Source organism: Bradyrhizobium sp. Mp19, from assembly GCF_029952935.1.
GTDB lineage: Bacteria > Pseudomonadota > Alphaproteobacteria > Rhizobiales > Xanthobacteraceae > Bradyrhizobium > Bradyrhizobium elkanii.
On sequence record NZ_JASAUT010000026.1, the window covers coordinates 1 to 16,589 of the forward strand.

14 protein-coding genes are annotated in these 16,589 nt (G+C 61.1%); 5 read left to right on the top strand and 9 right to left on the bottom strand.

All coding sequences use genetic code 11. From position 1 onward, the window contains the following. The 3 genes from QJT82_RS25590 to QJT82_RS25600 form a co-directional block, all read right to left on the bottom strand. Positions 1-223: helix-turn-helix domain-containing protein (locus QJT82_RS25590; RefSeq protein ID WP_281446662.1), on the bottom strand; the 223-nt coding region annotated here is incomplete at its 3' end. 40 nt (positions 224-263) lie between these two features. Then, complete coding sequence (locus QJT82_RS25595) at positions 264-2,051, bottom strand: ATP-binding protein (RefSeq protein ID WP_014498597.1); 1,788 nt, start codon at positions 2,049-2,051, stop codon at positions 264-266. A gap of 118 nt (positions 2,052-2,169) precedes the next feature. Continuing rightward, positions 2,170-2,724, bottom strand: coding sequence for a hypothetical protein (locus tag QJT82_RS25600; RefSeq protein WP_014498596.1), 555 nt, complete (start codon positions 2,722-2,724; stop codon positions 2,170-2,172). A gap of 186 nt (positions 2,725-2,910) precedes the next feature. Between QJT82_RS25600 and QJT82_RS25605 the strand changes: the two genes are divergently transcribed. The 3 genes from QJT82_RS25605 (at position 2,911) to QJT82_RS25615 (ending at position 6,487) form a co-directional block, all read left to right on the top strand. After that, positions 2,911-3,687, top strand: coding sequence for a helix-turn-helix transcriptional regulator (locus QJT82_RS25605; RefSeq protein ID WP_014498595.1), 777 nt, complete (start codon positions 2,911-2,913; stop codon positions 3,685-3,687). A gap of 89 nt (positions 3,688-3,776) precedes the next feature. Continuing rightward, positions 3,777-4,001: a hypothetical protein gene (locus QJT82_RS25610; protein WP_014498594.1), complete on the top strand. Its 225-nt coding sequence runs from the start codon at positions 3,777-3,779 to the stop codon at positions 3,999-4,001. Next, complete coding sequence (locus tag QJT82_RS25615) at positions 3,998-6,487, top strand: AAA family ATPase (RefSeq protein WP_011090898.1); 2,490 nt, start codon at positions 3,998-4,000, stop codon at positions 6,485-6,487. Before QJT82_RS25610 ends, QJT82_RS25615 begins: the two co-directional genes overlap by 4 nt. A gap of 90 nt (positions 6,488-6,577) precedes the next feature. Here QJT82_RS25615 and QJT82_RS25620 read toward each other — a convergent pair whose 3' ends face one another. From QJT82_RS25620 to radC, 4 genes are all read right to left on the bottom strand, one after another. Then, positions 6,578-7,774: a hypothetical protein gene (locus QJT82_RS25620; RefSeq protein WP_225163673.1), complete on the bottom strand. Its 1,197-nt coding sequence runs from the start codon at positions 7,772-7,774 to the stop codon at positions 6,578-6,580. Between the two features lie 58 nt (positions 7,775-7,832). Further along, a complete protein-coding gene (locus QJT82_RS25625) occupies positions 7,833-9,176 on the bottom strand; it encodes a PDDEXK nuclease domain-containing protein (protein WP_014498593.1) in 1,344 nt (447 codons plus the stop codon). Beyond that, positions 9,173-10,414 (bottom strand): site-specific integrase, encoded by a 1,242-nt coding sequence (locus tag QJT82_RS25630; protein ID WP_011090895.1) that lies wholly within the window; start codon positions 10,412-10,414, stop codon positions 9,173-9,175. The genes QJT82_RS25625 and QJT82_RS25630 overlap by 4 nt, the downstream gene beginning before the upstream one ends. A gap of 157 nt (positions 10,415-10,571) precedes the next feature. Further along, positions 10,572-11,183, bottom strand: a complete 612-nt coding sequence (radC, locus tag QJT82_RS25635) for a DNA repair protein RadC (protein ID WP_264641756.1) — start codon at positions 11,181-11,183, stop codon at positions 10,572-10,574. A gap of 125 nt (positions 11,184-11,308) precedes the next feature. On the opposite strand from radC, the gene QJT82_RS25640 reads away from it, so the two are divergent. Beyond that, entirely contained in the window at positions 11,309-12,028 is a 720-nt protein-coding gene (locus QJT82_RS25640; protein WP_028340440.1) for a DNA-3-methyladenine glycosylase I, read from the top strand. Positions 12,029-12,243: 215 nt separating this feature from the next. Here QJT82_RS25640 and map read toward each other — a convergent pair whose 3' ends face one another. Both map and QJT82_RS25650 read right to left on the bottom strand, forming a co-directional pair. Then, positions 12,244-13,068 carry a type I methionyl aminopeptidase gene (gene map, locus QJT82_RS25645; protein WP_028340441.1) on the bottom strand — a complete coding sequence of 275 codons (825 nt, stop codon included), beginning with the start codon at positions 13,066-13,068 and terminating at the stop codon, positions 12,244-12,246. A gap of 167 nt (positions 13,069-13,235) precedes the next feature. After that, complete coding sequence (locus tag QJT82_RS25650; protein ID WP_028340442.1) at positions 13,236-14,552, bottom strand: mechanosensitive ion channel domain-containing protein; 1,317 nt, start codon at positions 14,550-14,552, stop codon at positions 13,236-13,238. Between the two features lie 239 nt (positions 14,553-14,791). Between QJT82_RS25650 and QJT82_RS25655 the strand changes: the two genes are divergently transcribed. Next, positions 14,792-16,585 carry a potassium/proton antiporter gene (locus QJT82_RS25655; protein WP_028340443.1) on the top strand — a complete coding sequence of 598 codons (1,794 nt, stop codon included), beginning with the start codon at positions 14,792-14,794 and terminating at the stop codon, positions 16,583-16,585. Positions 16,586-16,589: the final 4 nt, after the last annotated feature.

A 16,589-nucleotide genomic window follows, 5' to 3' on the forward strand; every position in this document is an offset into this window, starting at 1 on the left:
AGAATCGGCGGCGCCACTTGCCGACGGTGTGTTCATGGATGCCAAGTTCGGCAGCCACAGACTTGCTTGGCAGACCATCTGCACACCGCAGGATCGCGCGGCATCGCTCAGATAGCGATCGGGCTACACGATGACGACGAACTTGCCTCTCCAAGTACGCCCGCTCCTGCGAACTCAGCACCAACGGCGCGATCGGCCGGCCTTTCACACCTGCATTCGCCACGAGCGCTCTCCTCTCTAGAGATCCGAGCGATCAACTAATGTCACGAACTTCCGTTCCAGATGACTAGTTCGTGAAATATCTCGTCGGTGGCCATCTCAACGAGAGGCTTCACGTTCCCAAGAGCGACAAACATCCTCAGGAGAAGAAAAACTCTTTGACGGTCGTGATCGTTGGGTAGTGCCTTTATAAGGAGGTCGCGAATGGCCTCGCGTGCATTTTGCAGATGCTCACCCCCGGCGTCACTCAGGTAGGTGCGGCCGAGCGGTCTCATCGCATCGTGAATCTTGAAACGATCGACACCGAAAATCTGGATTGTACCGCTTGTTCGCAATCGCCTGAATGCCGTGGCCGCGATCTCCGGCTCGAGGTCGAAGGCGCGCTTCAATACGACACTGGCTTCGGATTGAGTCAGTGGGACGTCGCTGAGACTGAGCGCCGCGACAGCGCGGCGCTCAGGGTCGTTAAATCTGTCGAAGACATCTGACAGAATAAGTTCTTGCGCAGTCTCGACAATATGGGTGCGGTCCTCAAGCGCCGCGCAGACTCGGGTGACCACCCCCTCGTAGCTTTCAGCCGCAATTTTCAGCGCATTCTGGACGTAGAGCGGCAGCCCACCAGTGATTTTCAACAAGCGCTCATAGTCTGAGAAATCCCCACGGCATCCGAGCGACGCTCCCTCGGCCGCGGCCGTCTCATTGGACCAGCCGAGAAGCAACTCCGCCTTCACGCCAAGCGTTGCCTCGATTCGGGCGATCGTTGCGCTGGGCTGGGCGAGAAGCACAAACTGCAGCTGATCGGAGGCCCCGACCAGCGAAACCAAATCCGCGGCTGCAATGCGATGCGCGTTATCCAACACCACAGTCGCGGTGAGTTTGTCCTCGGCTAGGTGGCGACCGATCGCAAACAGGATTTCGGTGCCGCTTGCGCCCGGTAACAAGATCTCGCCTAGCTTGCCGCCACGCGATCCGAAGATGCGAGCTGCAAGTTCGCGTGCGACGGCATTGGCCAGCGCAGGGCCGGATATCTCGGCAATATCGTAATATGCCAGACGGTCAGAAGTATGCAGAGCTGTCTGAGAAACCCAGGACGTCTTTCCTGCACCGGAGAGGCCGACGACGAGCCGCACGCGTTGGCCATTTGCCAGATTTGGTTCATGTTCCTGCGGACGATATCGAAGCGGCGGAGCAGGAAAATCTTGGAGTTGGACAACAAGCTGCTCGAAGAGTGCCGGTAATTCCTCAACCGTGAACGTGTGATTGGAGCTTGGCTCAATCCCACCCGCTGCTGCCATCATCCGGCCAGCGATTTTCCAGACGAGGGTTTCTGGAGCCAATACGGAAAAAGGAAGCGTTTCGGCAGCCGCTCGGCACGCCTCGAAACCATCCGCGATGGTCCTCCACGGCAAGGGAAGGGCTTCGTCTACCGCCGGTGATTGCGGCCAATGGAGCCTGGTGTCGGACGGCCATTCTTTACCTGTGATAAGCTTGGCAAATTCCGGCCCAGGCGCACTATTCGATACTATGACGAACTGGCATGAACCGCTCCGTCGACCTTCCTCGTGCTCCTGTCTAATAGCCGCGAACCTTGAGAGTGCGCCATCAATGTCGCTTAGAATAAGGTTAGATGCCCGAGTTTTGACTTGTAGGTAGATTCGTCTGTCAGGCTGGACGAGTTCGACGTCTTCATCATTCTCGACGATGACATGGGTCACACCGGCCCGGGCAGCATCAAACAGACACGCGGCGGCATAGAGGTGCTGATAGAGGAACCCGCGATGAACGGCTTCGATCCGGGCAAGTTGACGGGGATCAAGGTTGAACGTTTCCATATCTGGCGGTCTCGTTATGGCTCAATAAAAGCGTGCGATGGCCGCTCGCGTTCGGCGATGGGTATCCGCTCTGTCGCACCTGTCGTTGAACTGCATCATGCCTTCAATTTCTCCTGGATTAGGCGCGTCGCAGCATTCGCGGGATGTGGACACGGTGAAAACCGTGGGTCTGCACTTGTCGGCGAAGTTTGGGGGTGTCATTGACGCCGAACGCAACCGCCGCCTTCAAGGGGCTGGCAAAGGTTGCGTAGAAGGTCCAGCGAGCGTCTTTCGGCAGAGGCGCGTTCTGCCGACGGTCGGTGATGACGACGTCGCGCGGGTCTTTGGTATTGCGGAAGGCATGGAAGGTGATCCAATCGGGCCGCCTGTAACGTGCCGCCTTGCTGAAGGGCACCGACTGAACCTTCACGTCGCTTTGGTCGAGAACCCAATCGCGCTGTTCCAATATCTGCCTGACCATGTGGCCGACCATCTGCTTGACGCGGTCAACCAGAACATCTTCGCGAAACTCCTCCAGAAGCTGCTCCTCGATGCCCTCGACGGCAGGCTTTCCGAGCTCCGAGGCCGTCTCCAAGCGAGCGATAGTGGCGGGCTTCGTAAGAAACGACCAAATCCGCTGACCGATGTCGGACTCCGAGAGCGAGGCGAATTTCTCCGGATTGTAACGAAGCATGATAAAGGTCTCCTTGACCGGTCATAAATGGCCGGTCATAAATGCCTAGTCAAGGGTACTGCACGTTGAATTGCCCAGTTTGCTGGTTTGCCGCCAGTGTGCCGCTCCGATTCCGGTCGGCTGCCTCACGCTGCCAGGCTCCCTCATGTAAATTTTGAGTCATCGAATACACGGGATGAGGTTGAGATGAGGAAGGTCGTGCCGAACGGGAAGGCGGTGAAAGCCCTGAGGGAGCAGCTTGAAAGGCTGTCGACCCAAAAGGAAATGGCGAGTGAAATCGGTGTCAGCATTCGCATGCTTCGTATGATCGAGAATGAGAATGCGCCAATTGCAGTGACAACGGCTGAACGGTTGGCAAAAGCGCTGCAAGTTCATCGTGAACGCATTATCCTTGGCTCCGAGCTTTCGGAAATGACGCCGACCGTAAGTGCGCCGGAAGTCCTTTCCGCGCTGATGGAAGATGAGGACCGGCTCATCCCCCGCAACGACTATGACATCGCCAGTGCGACAGCGGACGAGGGCGCGCTCTATACGGAGGCGGCCCGCTCGCACGACGTGGCCTGCATTATCGAGACAACGCTCGATGAGGAAACTGGAGCCTATGCGCAGGAGCTTTTCGATATCCTCGTTGGCTTGTCCTGGTCGCAGCGAGATATTCTCGTCGACATTCCCCCCGCGACGGAGATCGCGGTTCGCCGGCGCCTGCGACAGCTCATCGTCCTTCTCAAGGGCAACGACATCTGGATTTATCGAACCTCGGTTCTGAGGCGATTGCCGGAGCGCTACACGGTCGCACCGCCGGACGAGCCGTTCTCCTATCAAAGCCGTCAGGTCGTAGCACTAGGGCCGCCGGGTGAATATGGCGAGACCACCATGCGCGTGCCGATCGATCATGGGCAGCCGTTCATCCTTCCGGCATGGCGGAAGCTTCGCAAGAGCGACAACGAAACAGAGACAGCCTGATGATGAGACGCAATCGCTTGATCGTCGCAGAATTGCACGCGCGCACTGAAATCAAATAGAAGTGCATTGGGCGGAAGTCGGGGGAGCGTATGAAGTTTAAGCTGGAAAATACTTTCGAGGACAATCTCGCTTTGTTTAGGGCCGAGGCTGTACAGATCGATCCCGAATGCGCGAAGATCCTCTTCGACAATTTGCATCTGCTGGATTCGGGAGGTGACACCGCGCCAAGCCGGGCAACAATCGGCGAGTTTCATAAGGCGGTACTGGATGCGCTTGATGGCATGTCCATCCCTCTGGGCGAGGACAAGGCATGACGCGGTATTTCCTGGGCAGCCTGTCCATCGAGGGTTTTCGTGGGATCAATAATGACGGTGACCCGCTCGTCCTCAAGTTCAAATCTGACGCCGTCAACTCGGTGCATGCGCCGAACGGCGTCGGTAAAAGCTCCATATTCGAAGCCGTTTGCTTCGCGATCCACGGCATTGTCCCGCGCCTGAAGGCGCTCCAGGAAGCCGAGCAGGGCGACAGCTATATCGTGAATCGCTTCCATCCCGGGCAGCAAGCGACGGTTGATCTGATATTCGCCAGCGATGACGCCTCGCCAGATGTGGCGATCAAGGTGGTGCGGGCTGCCAACGGTGCGCGCCTAGTGACTTCGCCGAGCGGTCATGCCGACCCGCAGCAGTTCCTCGCGAGCCTGCAGGAGGATTTCGTCCTCGTCGACTATAATCGGTTCGCAAAGCTCATCGATATCTCCGCCTTGGAGCGGGGACGTTCTTTCGCATCGCTCGTGGGACTGAGCCGATACTCCCGGCTACGTCAGGCTCTGGACGGCGCCAAGCGAACGCAGAACGTCAACAGTGATCTGGGCCTCTCCGCGCTTGATGCCGAGGTGACCACAGGCGCGCGCGCGTTGAGTGCGATCGAGCGGCGTGTCATTGCGGCGCATGACGAGGTCGCCGGAGCGGGAAGCGCCGCCGTCGATAAACTCTCCGATCTGAAGGCGGCGGTAACCGCCGCCTTATCCGCCATCGCCTTGCTCAAGCCATTGATCGGCGAGGCCTCGGTAATGGATCTCGATTTCGAAGCGGCAGAGTTGGCGATCGAGAAACAGGAAGGCGGCGAAGCGCGAAAGACGCTGGACACGCTAACGACCTCCGCCACGTCGCTGGCGGGGCTTGAGGTCACGGTAGAGGAATTGGCCGACGTTGATCGGCTGCTCGAGTTGGCCGGAAGAAGAGACGAGGCCGTGCGCAGCGTCGGCGCGGAAGCATTGCACGCCCTTTTGCGCGATGCGCTGGCTGTGGTGTCCGGCTCCGATTGGCACGACCCGAATCAATGCCCAGTTTGCGAGGCGAAAGGTAGTGATGCTCTAAAGCCGCGGCTGGAAGGCAAGATCGCTAAATACGATGTAGCCGCTCAGCTCGGGGCCGAACTCATCAACGATGTCGCCACAGCGCCTGGGATCGCGAAGCTACGCAAGCTTGAAGAGGCGCCGGCCATGGCGATCGCGACGGGTGATCGCTTGCACGTAGCGTTCGATTTGGCCGCCAAGAAGGGGGATTTGGCGACCTCCGACCTGGAGATCATCAAGGCGCGCCTCGGGGTTCTTGAAACGCAGCGTGGCGAAACTCTTGCTCGGGTGCGAGGTGAGGCCGACGCGTTGCAGGCGCGCTTGCCTCCCTCATTGGTGCAGGTAACCCGCATCCTCAGCTTCGCAAAGCAGTTCCGCGATGCCGTGCTGGAATACGAGAGCGGCGAGCCGGTGCTCAAGGTGAAACAGGACAAGCTCAAGGTTCTGAATCGCTGGAAGACATTCATCACGCGCGCCGGCCAAAGCTTTGCTGATGCCGAAGCCGAACTGGCCAACGAGCGGATTGGCGAGATTCAGACCGCTTGTCAGGATCTGTTCGGCCGGTTCGTGCGAGGCGGTCCCGATGTGAAGCCGACCCTGAGCCGCGCGCAGAACAGCGAAAACGTTGATCTAAAGCTCGCGGACTTCTTCGGCCTACAGGACCTCAGTGCCCGGGCTCTACTCTCGGAAAGCTATCGGAACGCTGTGGCGGCTGCGATTTTCTTCGCGGCCGCGACCAAGCACAGCGGTGTTCCGCGCTTCATGGTGCTCGACGACGTGACATCGAGCTTTGACGCTGGTCACCAGTTCGCGTTGATGGACGCCGTGCGGACGTTGCTACGCTATGGCGCTGTGCCGGACGGGCTGCAGTTCATTTTCCTGAGCCATGACACCAGCCTGGAGAAGTACTTCGACAAGCTCAATGGCACTGCGGATTGGCATCACCAGAAGCTCCAAGGCATGCCTCCAAAGGGGCGGCTCATGGTATCGGCCCAGGAGGCGGATCGTCTCAAGGCGCAGGCGTTGCAGCACCTGAATGCTGGCCAGATCGATATTGGTGCGCCGATCCTGCGGCAATATCTCGAATACAAGCTGGGACAGATTATCGCCAAGTTGGAGATCCCTGTTCCACCGGACTATGCCACCCGTGGTGACAAGCGGACGCTTTCGACCTACATCGACGCAATCGGCGAGGCCGTGAAGCTTTATCATGCGGCCAATCGGTGTGTGCTGACGCCTCAGCAGATCGCCGATCTCCAAAACCATCATGTGCCATCGATCGTTGGGAATTTCGTCAGCCACTACGAGACCGGCGCGGGGACGCCTTTCAACGCCTACGCCTTGCTGGGGGTGTTGCAGAGCATTGATAGTCTCGCGGACTGCTTTACCTACGTTGATCCGAGTAACGGACAGAAGCGATACTATCGCCGGTTAGATCGCCGTTAAGCGACTCACGGAGGCTACGCGACAATCTCGCGATCAAGCAACAACAGGGCCGAAGGCCCTGGCGTTGCGCGTGCAGGGAGTTGCCGCAAGCTAGTCGAAGTGTGGGTCGGGATAGCGCTCTTCGATGACGTAGCGCATGACATTCCACCAGACGTTCTCGATCGTGTAGTCCATCGGTTTGATTTTGCGTGGGACCCACTCGCCGAGCGAGCTTGCCATGCGGACATGCCCGGGGGTCTTGATTTCCGGTTCCCTCTCGGCGGCCGTGCCCGATTTGACCGACAGCTCAATGACGTTGAGCGTATCCCGATCATATTCAATGATCGCCTGGAGGAAGCTGCCCTTATCGGTTAGCGGATGAGCGGCTGTATGGGATACAAGAGCCACTTGCAGTTTATCGCCCATTGCGATGTAAGGCTCTAGCAGTCCGTCTGTCTGGAGGCCTTGGCGCCAGCGGTCGTGGGTGTCGAGGGCGTCTGGAAAATCGCCCCAGTTGAAGTCTCCCCGGCCGCCGAAGGTGATCTTGCCGTAACCATCGACATGGTAACGCAGCGCGTCCATCAGCTCGAGCGCTCGACGCGGGTCTTTTTCTGTAAGGACCGCGTCGATGGCTCCCAACACCTCCTCCATGTCGAAAACGATCTTTCTGAGCTCCTCTTTTTGCTCAACAAACATCTTCGGGATTTCACCGACGGGGTTCGGAAGCGGAAGTGTCCAAGGAAAGTCGATGTCGTCTTCGCTGAAGCGCCGATAGGGAATGTTGAGCTTGTCCAGGAAGGCGGCCGACTGGTAGTAGGTCTGGCTCTTCAAGCTATGCTCGATCTGATCGAGTGCGAGCTTACGGGCATTAATTCTAAAAGTGCCTTGGAGCGCAGTCGTGCCGACGACGTAGCTTTCCGGTGAATGGGTGCTGCTGATGGATAGCGTGTTGACGATTTGCCGGGCCGACAGCAGGTACATCTCGCCGTCGTCCTCCCGGCCGACGTGAAGAAGCGCGAAGAAGCCTTCGAGCGGCATTCCTTTGTCGTCAACCACGTAGCTTTTGGGAATGTAGTGCGTTGTGCGGCGATCCTGAAAATATTTTGCCTGTATCACTCCGACGCGCGGCGGGACTCTATCGGTAAATCGCTGCGTGGTGGTGCGTCGCTGTATGAGAAAATCGGCCCCGTCGGTATCTACGCTCCGCTCGAGAACCCAGAACCGGTCGATGAGAAAAGAACGCGTACGCGCTTCTCCGACGGCGCCGTTCTCCATAATTTTGAGCCACGTCGGCCAGCTGTCTTCCACGAGATTGTCCTGTGCTTTCTGGGGTTTTGTCGGTGTCGGATTTGCCGCGAAAAGCACCTTACTCGTCTGTATTCAGTTTCTGGAGTTCCCCAAGGAAGATCGTGCCGATTTCGACGGCGCGTTCAGCGGTCTCCGGGTCCACATCCATGCCATGCGTAGCTTCGTTCATGGTGTGGAGGGCGTCGAGCATCTGCTCTGTGCTACTTGGCACCGATCCATTTCGATGCAGATCACGGAGCATTTTCATGATGCCGGTCGGCCGGTCGAAAGCGACGCCTCGCTTGTCCGCGAGATCGCGTACCGCGCGCTCGATTTCGATGCGTAGCTTGACCACGGACATCAGTGGAAATTCTCGCGCGAACTCCGCGGCCGTCGGGAGGGCATCCTCGAGTTGTGGCGGCAACGCAGCCGAGAGCTGATACTGGGCGACCCCCATCGGTTTGCTGGAGTCTCGCAACGCGTATTCCACGATCACCTCGTTGCGCCCTTTGCACAAGATGATGCCGATGGTCGGTTTGTCGTCGGGATGGCGCAATTGCTCGTCCACGGCCGAGAGGTAAAAGTTCATCTTTCCCGCAAATTCGGGTTTGAAGTCTTCGATCTTCAGCTCGATCACCACGAAGCAGCGAAGACGCAGATGATAGAAAAGAAGGTCCAAGTAGTAATCCTGCCCGCCGACTTCGAGGTGATATTGGCTGCCGACGAATGCGAAGCCCTTGCCGAGCTCGAGGATGAGTGAACGCAGATGCTCGACCAAACCACGCTCGAGGTCGCGCTCCAGCATGTCTGGGCCAAGCGAGAGGAAGTCGAACGTGTAGGGGTCTTTGAGGATTTGTTGGGCAAGCTCGGACTGCTCTGCGGGCAGGGTTCGCGAGAAATTGGTGAGGGCGCTTCCTTGCCGGGCAAAAAGCTTGCTTTCGATCTGATGGACAAGAACGTTACGACTCCAGCCGTGTTCAATTGCCTGCCGCGCGTACCAGGTGCGCTCTTCCTGCGTTTTGACGGCGTCGAGCAAACGGACGTTATGCCCCCATGGCAATAGTGCAACAACCTGTTGCACAAATTCGCCGTTGGGCCAGGCCTCGGCGAACGAGCGCATGTATTTCAGATTCCGGGGCGATAAACCGGTCATTTCCGGGAAAGCCAGGCGAAGATCGCCAGCCAGACGGTCGACCACCCGGGCACCCCAACCTTCGCGCTCCTGCCGTTCCAGGATGTCGCGCCCGATCGTCCAGTAGAGCGTCACTAGCTCGCGGTTGATCGACAAGCTGGCTCGGTGGCGTGCCGCCGCGATCTTCTGCTTCAGATCCCCGACGAACGCCGTGTAGCTTTGCGCGTCCACTTCGCCAGCGGAACCGAGCGCATCGCTGCGGCGAGGGGGCTTTCGCGGCCGCGAGCTCATGCGGCCTCTTTCAGTCGCTTCTTCGCCAGCATGGCGCGCACGAATTTGTCCCATTTCGCCATGCCAGCGCGTTTCTCGATCATATAGTGCCAGCGGTCGTAGTGCTTGGAGCTGACATCCTGTAGCGCGTGGTTCTGGAGGCGATCGCGGATTTCCTTCGACACGCCTGCCTTGCCGGCGAGCGTCTTGAACGTGCGCCGGAGATCGCGGTTTGTCGCATATGGAATCACGCCGCGATCTCGCTGCCGCCAAACAAAGCTATAAAGAGTGCCGTGGCTGACAGGCTTCGAGGGGTCCTTGGCGGAGGGGAAGAACCAGCCATACTCGTTCGGCTTGATCTTTTCGATCAGCTCGGCGGCAAGCAATGGCACTGGGACAGCGTGCGGCTGGAGGTTCTTGGTCTTCGACCAGTCGATGATTCGCTCACTGGCGTCCCATTGATTGACATGAAACCGCGCGATCTCCTCGACGCGCTGCCCTGTCAGCATGATGAGTTGCACCGCGCGGGGATAGGAGGGGTGGACCGGCGTGTCGGGGCTCTCCAGCCAGCGATAGAGTTGCACAAACTCGTCTTCGTCAAGCCAGCGCGTGCCCTGGATCTTAGGCTCGGTAGGAATGCCGGTTGCCGGATTGAAAGGGAGTCGAAAGCGTCTGGAAGACTGCTGCCGATAGTCGTTGTCAGACTTCATGCCCCAGCTAAAGGCGGCATGGAGATAGGAGCGCACATGGTCGGCCATTGATTTGGCACCGCGCTCGTAGATCGGGCGGATCAGCTCGATGATTTCCTCGGCCTCGATCTCGCGAGCGAGGCGGTTGCGTCCGAGCGTGTCGGCGATCTTGTTAAGGCCTTTTTCCGTTTCCTTCCAGGACGGCTTGCTCGCATCCTTGAGCGCGGCGACATAGCCTTCGAACAGATCAGCGACGGTGCCGGGGCGCGTGTCGGTAGCGATCTTGATGCTGCGACCCTTCTGGATGACGTCGGCGAAGTCGCGTTTGAATATTTCGCGTGCCTGGGCGAGCGATATGGAGGGATAAGCCCCGAGCTTCTTCTTGGTCCGCTTCCCATCGCGCCATTGCTGCGCCATCCAGTCGGCGGTGACGCGCTTCGGCATGGGCTTGAGGACAAGCACGAGGCGGCCGGTGCCGCGCCCTTCACCGTCGGCGAGATTTTCCTGTTTCTGACTTAGCTCCACCCGCTTCAACGCATGTCGGATCGCGGTGTCGGTCAGGCTTGGCATGGCGTTTCCTCCTGTGCCGCAACTGGGATCGGTCGAGGAGAAACGGGGATCGTTTGCTGGGATCGGAAAGCCGCTTTCAACCCCTCTTACCGCTCCCAATTTGCCATAGCCGCCCCCTGTGTGCAATGAAGAAAAAATCGGATATATCGTTGATGATTCATCGGTATTGAACGTGATCCAACGTGATCATAGGGTGGGTAGTGGGGTGGTTGTGCACCAGGATCAGCGCGGTGGCGGACAATTCCAGCGCGCGCTTGATCACCTCGCGCGGATAGACCGGGGTGTGATCGACGGTGCCGGTCTGCTGCACCTCGTCGGCGATCAGCTGGTTGCGCTTGTCGAGGAACAGGAGGCGGAACTGCTCCTTGTCGGCGAACGCCATGCCGGTGCGGCAATAGTCGACGACGTCGTTCCAGGACGACAGCGCGATGTTGCGCCTGATCTCGCCCTTGGCGATCCGGCCGGCGGCGGCGGCGAGCAGCTTGAGCTGGTTGATCGAGGCATCCCTGACGCCCTCGACCTCGCGCAGCCGCGCCACCGGCGCGTGCACCACCTCGGCGAACGAGCCGAACTTCTTCAAGAGCGCCTTGGCCAACGGCTTGGTGTCGCGGCGCGGGATGGCGGCGAACAGCGCCATTTCGAGCAGCTCATAGTCGGTCAGCGCGTCGGGCCCGGCCGCATAGAAGCGCTCGCGCAGCCGCTCGCGATGGCCGTGATAATGTGGCGTCTCGTCGGGCTGATCGGGGCTGTCACTGGCTTTGGCGGGCATCGGCCACAACCATGCCGTGCTCGCGGCGATTTGCAAGAGCCGATGCAGCTACCCAGTTTGCCACGACGCGACCGGCGAATTACCGTTGGCGACAACGGTTCGAGAGCAAAAAGGGGGAGGGCGGCGTGACATCATTCAAGGTGATCCGCTCGCGCGCCGAGAAGCGCAAGGGCGGGCCGAAGGCGCTGGAGAAGCTGCTGCGGCCGCCGGCGGGCGCCAAGGCGCTGGCCAAGCTCGGCGACGACCGCGTGCTGGCCGAGATGACCAGGCGCGTGTTCTGCGCGGGATTTGCCTGGAGCGTGATCGATGCCAAATGGCCGGGCTTCGAGGAGGCCTTCCTCGGCTTTCAGCCCGCCAAGCTCGCCTTCAAGCCCGACGAATTCTGGGAGAAGCTCGTCAGCGACGCCAGGATCGTGCGCAACGGCGCCAAGATCATGTCGGTGCGCGACAACGGCCGCTTCGTGCAGGAGATCGCGCGCGAGCACGGCAGCTTCGGCAAATTCCTTAGCGCCTGGCCGTCATCGGATGAGGTCGGACTGCTGGAGCTGTTGACGAAGCGCGGCAGCCGGCTCGGCGGCAACACCGGACAGATGCTGCTGCGCTTCCTCGGTTGGGACGGCTTCGTCACCTCGCGCGACGTCGTCGCCTGCCTGCGCGATGCCGGCCTCGATATCGCCGAGGAGGTCAAGTCGAAGCGCGATCTCGCCAGGGTGCAGGCGCAGTTCAACGCCTGGGCGGAGGAGACCGGGCTGTCCTATCTGCATCTGTCGCGGATCTGCGCGATGTCGATCGGAGAGAACCACACGCCCGAGGAGATCGTCGAGCGCACGCGGAGCGACTATTGATCGCGCCAAAGTTCGATGAGGTTGGCTTGTGTAACGTCCGCGTCGGGACTGCGCTCCCTCTCCCGCTTGCGGGGGAGGGCCGGGGTGGGGGTGTCGCCACAAGCGAGATTCTTCTTAGGGGGAAAGCCCCCACCCGGATCGCATCTATCGATGCGATCCGACCTAAGAGCGAGCTTCGCTCGTCTCGCCCCCGCAAGCGGGAGAGGTAACAAGGACTACACTTGAACCCACGGCTTCTCGCCATGGCGTTCGGACAGTGTGAAGATCTCGACGCCGTCGGCGGTGACGCCGACCGAGTGCTCGAACTGTGCCGACAGCGAACGGTCGCGGGTCACCGCGGTCCAGCCGTCGGACAGGATCTTCACATGCGGCTTGCCGAGATTGATCATCGGCTCGATGGTGAAGAACATGCCGGGCTTCAGCGGCGCGCCTTCGCCGGGGCGGCCGATATGGATGATGTTCGGCTCGTCGTGGAACAGGCGGCCGAGGCCGTGGCCGCAGAAGTCGCGCACCACGCTCATGCCCTGCGGTTCGACAAAGCTCTGGATGGCATGGCCGATATCGCCGGTGGTGGCGCCGGGCTTGACCGCGGCGATGCCGCGCATCATCGCCTCATAGGTCACCTCGATCAGCCGCTCGGCCTTCCGCGCGATGGCGCCGATCGCATACATGCGGCTGGAGTCGCCGTACCAGCCGTCGACGATGAAGGTGACGTCGACATTGACGATGTCGCCTTCCTTCAGCGGCCGGTCGCCCGGCATGCCGTGGCAGACCACATGATTGATCGAGGTGCAGGTCGAGTAGCGATAGCCGCGATACATCAGCGTCGCCGGATAGGCGCCGTGATCGAAGGCGAACTTGCGGACGAACTCGTCGATGACCGAAGTCGGGATGCCCGGCTTGACGATGTCGGTGAGCGCGTCGAGGCATTTCGACACCAGGGCGCCCGCCTTGCGCATGCCGGCAAAGCCGCTCGGTCCGTGCAGCTTGATCTGGCCGGTCTTGCGAAGCGAGGTGTCGGTGGCGTCGATATAGCTCATGGGCGGGCTGTTTCTGCGGGCAAGGGGCTGATTTCAGGCCCTAATTTAATGATCGGCGCGCCCGGCGCAAGCCAAGCTTGGGCATGGGGACATGTCCAAACGGCTTGATTTCCGGGCACAATTCGGAACAGCGGCCACGGGTCCTGCAAAAAGATTGTGCTCGAGGGTCAGTTGGAGACCTCGACCACGCTCTCGACCGGCAGCGCGCCGCCGCGGATGCGGAGTTCCCGCACCGGGTAGGGCACCCGGATGCCCTGCTGCTTGAAGGCGTCCCACAGCGCCAGCATGACGTCGCTCTTCACATTGTCCATGCCGTCAGGGTCGGCAATCCAGAAGGTCAGCGAGAACTTCATGCCGAGCTCGGCGAATTCGGTGAGGATGCAGTTCGGCGGCTTGCCCTTGAGCGCGCGGGCGTGGGCCGCGGCGGTATCGATCGCGAGCTTGCAGACCAGCCTTGGATCGGCGTCGTAGTTGACGGCGAAAGCGATCTTCACCAGCGTATTCTTGTCGGTGTAGGTCCAGTTGGTGACCTTCTGCGTCACCAGGTCCTCGTTCGGGATCAGGAACTCGCGGCCGTCGCCGGCGGCGACCGAGATGTAGCGGGTCTTCATCGCGCTGATGCGGCCCTGGCTGTCGCCGATGGTGACGAGGTCGCCCGGCTTCACCGACTTGTCGACCAGCAGGATGATACCCGAGATGAAGTTGGCGACGATCTTCTGCAGGCCGAAACCGATGCCGACGCCGACGGCGCCGGACAGCACCGCCAGCGCCGACAGATTGATCCCGACCGCGCTCAAGGCAATGGCGACCGCGACCACCATCAGGCCGATGCGAATGATCTTGACCAACAACACCTGGATCGACGGGGTCAGGTCGGTCGAGCGGGTGATCTGGCCGTCGATGAAATTGCTGGCGATATTGCTCAGCCACAGCGCCACGATCAGCAGCGCGCCGGCCTTGATCAGCAGCAGCGGCGTCAGCCGCAGACCGCCCACCACGACGGCGAACGAATCCAGCGTCTCGGCGGCCCAGTCAAGCTGGCCGATGATGCTGAGGGCGGCGACCACCCAGGCCGCGATCGAGACCAGTTTGACGATGAAGGCGTTGTCGATCACCGAGGTGACGAGGCGGATCACCAGCCAGGCCAGCGCCAGCTTGGCGGAGACCGCGATCAGATAGCTGCGGCTCGGCCAGGTCGCGTGCCACATCACGATGCGCGAGATGATCATCAGGACCGCGAACACGGCGGTGGAGGCGCTCTTCACCATCACGCGGGCGAAGTGCCGGAGCGGCAGCGGCCAGCGCATCGCCAGCGACGCCATGTCGACCCGCGCATGAATGGCGGTATCGGCGGCGTAGGCGAGGCCTGCGGCGGCGAGGATGATGCCGAACTGCAGATAGAACCAGGGCGAGGCGACCTCGGCGCCGACCGAGCGCGCCGCCATTTGGATCGATTCCAGGACGTCCTTCAGGCTCATGTCCATCGGCAAATTCTCAACTTGCAGTGCGGGTCAGCCAAATGTGATTCGAATGCCCAGCGAGAATCCCACAAAGGCGCTCACGCGACCATCGATACAACACAGTGTGGAGGCGACCTAGGGCTGATGAGACCGGGCACATTGCCGCTCATGTCAGAAATCGGTTGGCGTCCCAGTGTGGCGACGATAAGGATGCAATTGCAAGTATTTGAGACCTCCCAAGTCCTTGAGACCTCCGAAGGCGCATGGCATCCCTCGACTCCGTCAGTATAGCGATCCTGCTCGGTGCGGTGCTGGTGATGGCCGGCATCCTGTCGAGCCTGCTGGCCTTGCGGTTCGGCGCCCCCTTGCTGCTGGTGTTCTTGCTGGTCGGCATGCTGGCGGGCGATTCCGGTCCAGGCCGGCTGCAGTTCGACGACGTCCGCACCACCTATCTGGTCGGCTCGGTGGCGCTGGCGCTGATCCTGTTCGACGGCGGATTGAAGACGCGGTTTGCCAGCATCCGCACCGTGCTGGTGCCCTCGATGGTGCTGGCGACCGCCGGCGTGCTGCTGACTGCGCTGATCACGGCGCCGGTCGCCCGTTTTGTGCTCGACCTCAACTGGACCGAGTCATTGCTGGTCGGCGCCGTCGTGGCCTCGACCGACGCGGCTGCCGTGTTCCTGCTGGTGCACACCCAGGGCCTGCGCCTGCGCCCGCGCGTCGGCGCGACGCTGGAAGCGGAATCCGGCACCAACGATCCGTTCGCGATCTTCCTCACTTTGATGCTGGTCGAGTTCATCTCGATCGGCCAGAGCTCGGCCTCGCACATCGCGCTGGAGTTCATCCAGGAGGCCGTGTTCGGCGCCATCATCGGGGTGATCGGCGGCCGGCTGGTGGTGATCGCGCTGAACTATGTGGCGCTGCCGCAGGGCCTGCATGCGCCGTTCGTCACCACCGCGGCATTGGTGATCTTCGGCGGCTCGCAGATCGTGCATGCCTCGGGATTCCTCGCGGTCTATCTCGCCGGTATCATCATCGGCAACCGGCCGACCCGCGCGCATAATTCGGTGGTGACGTTCCTCGACGCCGCGACCTGGCTGGCGCAGATCGTGATGTTCGTGCTGCTCGGCCTCTTGGTCTCGCCGCATCGCCTGCTCTCCAGCGCCGGCGGCGCCGTGCTGGTGGCGTTCGCGCTGATGCTGGTGGCGCGGCCGCTGGCGGTCCTGATCTGCCTCGCACCGTTCAAGTTCAACTGGCGCGAGAAGGTCTTCATCGCCTGGACCGGGCTGCGCGGCGCGGTCGCGATCTTCCTCGCCTCGATCCCGATGCTGGTCGGGCTGTCGAAGGCCTATCTCTATTTTGACGTCGCCTTCGTCGTCGTCATCATCTCGCTGCTGTTGCAGGGCTGGACGCTGGCGCCGGCGGCGCGGCGGCTGCATGTCGCGCTGCCGCGCGCCGAACGCGGCCCGCGCCGTGTCGAGCTCGATCTGCCGGGCCAGCTCGAGCAGCAGCTGGTCGGTTATCCGGTGCGGCCGAAGAGCCTGTACTTCCGCCGCGGGCTGATCCCCTCCTGGTCGAAGCCGACGCTGGTGATCCGCGACGAGCGGATCCTGACGCCGACCGAGGCCGATCCGGTCGCGCCCGGCGACTACATCTACCTGCTGGCGCCGCCGAAGCGCGCCGAGGCGCTCGATCGCTTCTTCGTCGACATGGCGCCGTCGAGCGCGCCCGATCCGCATCTGCTCGGCGACTTCATGGTGTCGGCGGAGCATACGCTCGGCGAGCTCGCCGAGATCTACGGCGTCAAGGTCGACGAGCACCAGGCCAAGCTGACGCTCGCCGACTATTTCGACGTCAATCTCGACCGCGCGCCGAAGGAAGGGGCCGAACTGGCGCTCGACGAGATCGTGCTGGTGGCGCGCAGCATCAGCGGCGGCCGCGTCAACGTGGTCGGCCTGCGCCTGCCGGAGGAAGAGGAAAAGGTCGCGCCGCAAACGCGGATGCAGATCGTCAAGCGCAAGCTCGCCGATATCTGGGCGTCGGTGGCGGGGGTCTGAGCCG

Excerpts from the sequence above, each read along its gene's own strand:
- QJT82_RS25610 (WP_014498594.1), top strand. The coding sequence starts at position 3,777 with ATGAAGTTTAAGCTGGAAAATACTTTCGAGGACAATCTCGCTTTGTTT.
- QJT82_RS25615 (WP_011090898.1), top strand. The coding sequence starts at position 3,998 with ATGACGCGGTATTTCCTGGGCAGCCTGTCCATCGAGGGTTTTCGTGGG.
- QJT82_RS25605 (WP_014498595.1), top strand. The coding sequence starts at position 2,911 with ATGAGGAAGGTCGTGCCGAACGGGAAGGCGGTGAAAGCCCTGAGGGAG.
- map (WP_028340441.1), bottom strand. The coding sequence starts at position 13,068 with ATGAGCTATATCGACGCCACCGACACCTCGCTTCGCAAGACCGGCCAG.
- QJT82_RS25625 (WP_014498593.1), bottom strand. The coding sequence starts at position 9,176 with ATGAGCTCGCGGCCGCGAAAGCCCCCTCGCCGCAGCGATGCGCTCGGT.
- QJT82_RS25595 (WP_014498597.1), bottom strand. The coding sequence starts at position 2,051 with ATGGAAACGTTCAACCTTGATCCCCGTCAACTTGCCCGGATCGAAGCC.
- radC (WP_264641756.1), bottom strand. The coding sequence starts at position 11,183 with ATGCCCGCCAAAGCCAGTGACAGCCCCGATCAGCCCGACGAGACGCCA.
- QJT82_RS25600 (WP_014498596.1), bottom strand. The coding sequence starts at position 2,724 with ATGCTTCGTTACAATCCGGAGAAATTCGCCTCGCTCTCGGAGTCCGAC.
- QJT82_RS25650 (WP_028340442.1), bottom strand. The coding sequence starts at position 14,552 with ATGGACATGAGCCTGAAGGACGTCCTGGAATCGATCCAAATGGCGGCG.
- QJT82_RS25630 (WP_011090895.1), bottom strand. The coding sequence starts at position 10,414 with ATGCCAAGCCTGACCGACACCGCGATCCGACATGCGTTGAAGCGGGTG.
- QJT82_RS25655 (WP_028340443.1), top strand. The coding sequence starts at position 14,792 with ATGGCATCCCTCGACTCCGTCAGTATAGCGATCCTGCTCGGTGCGGTG.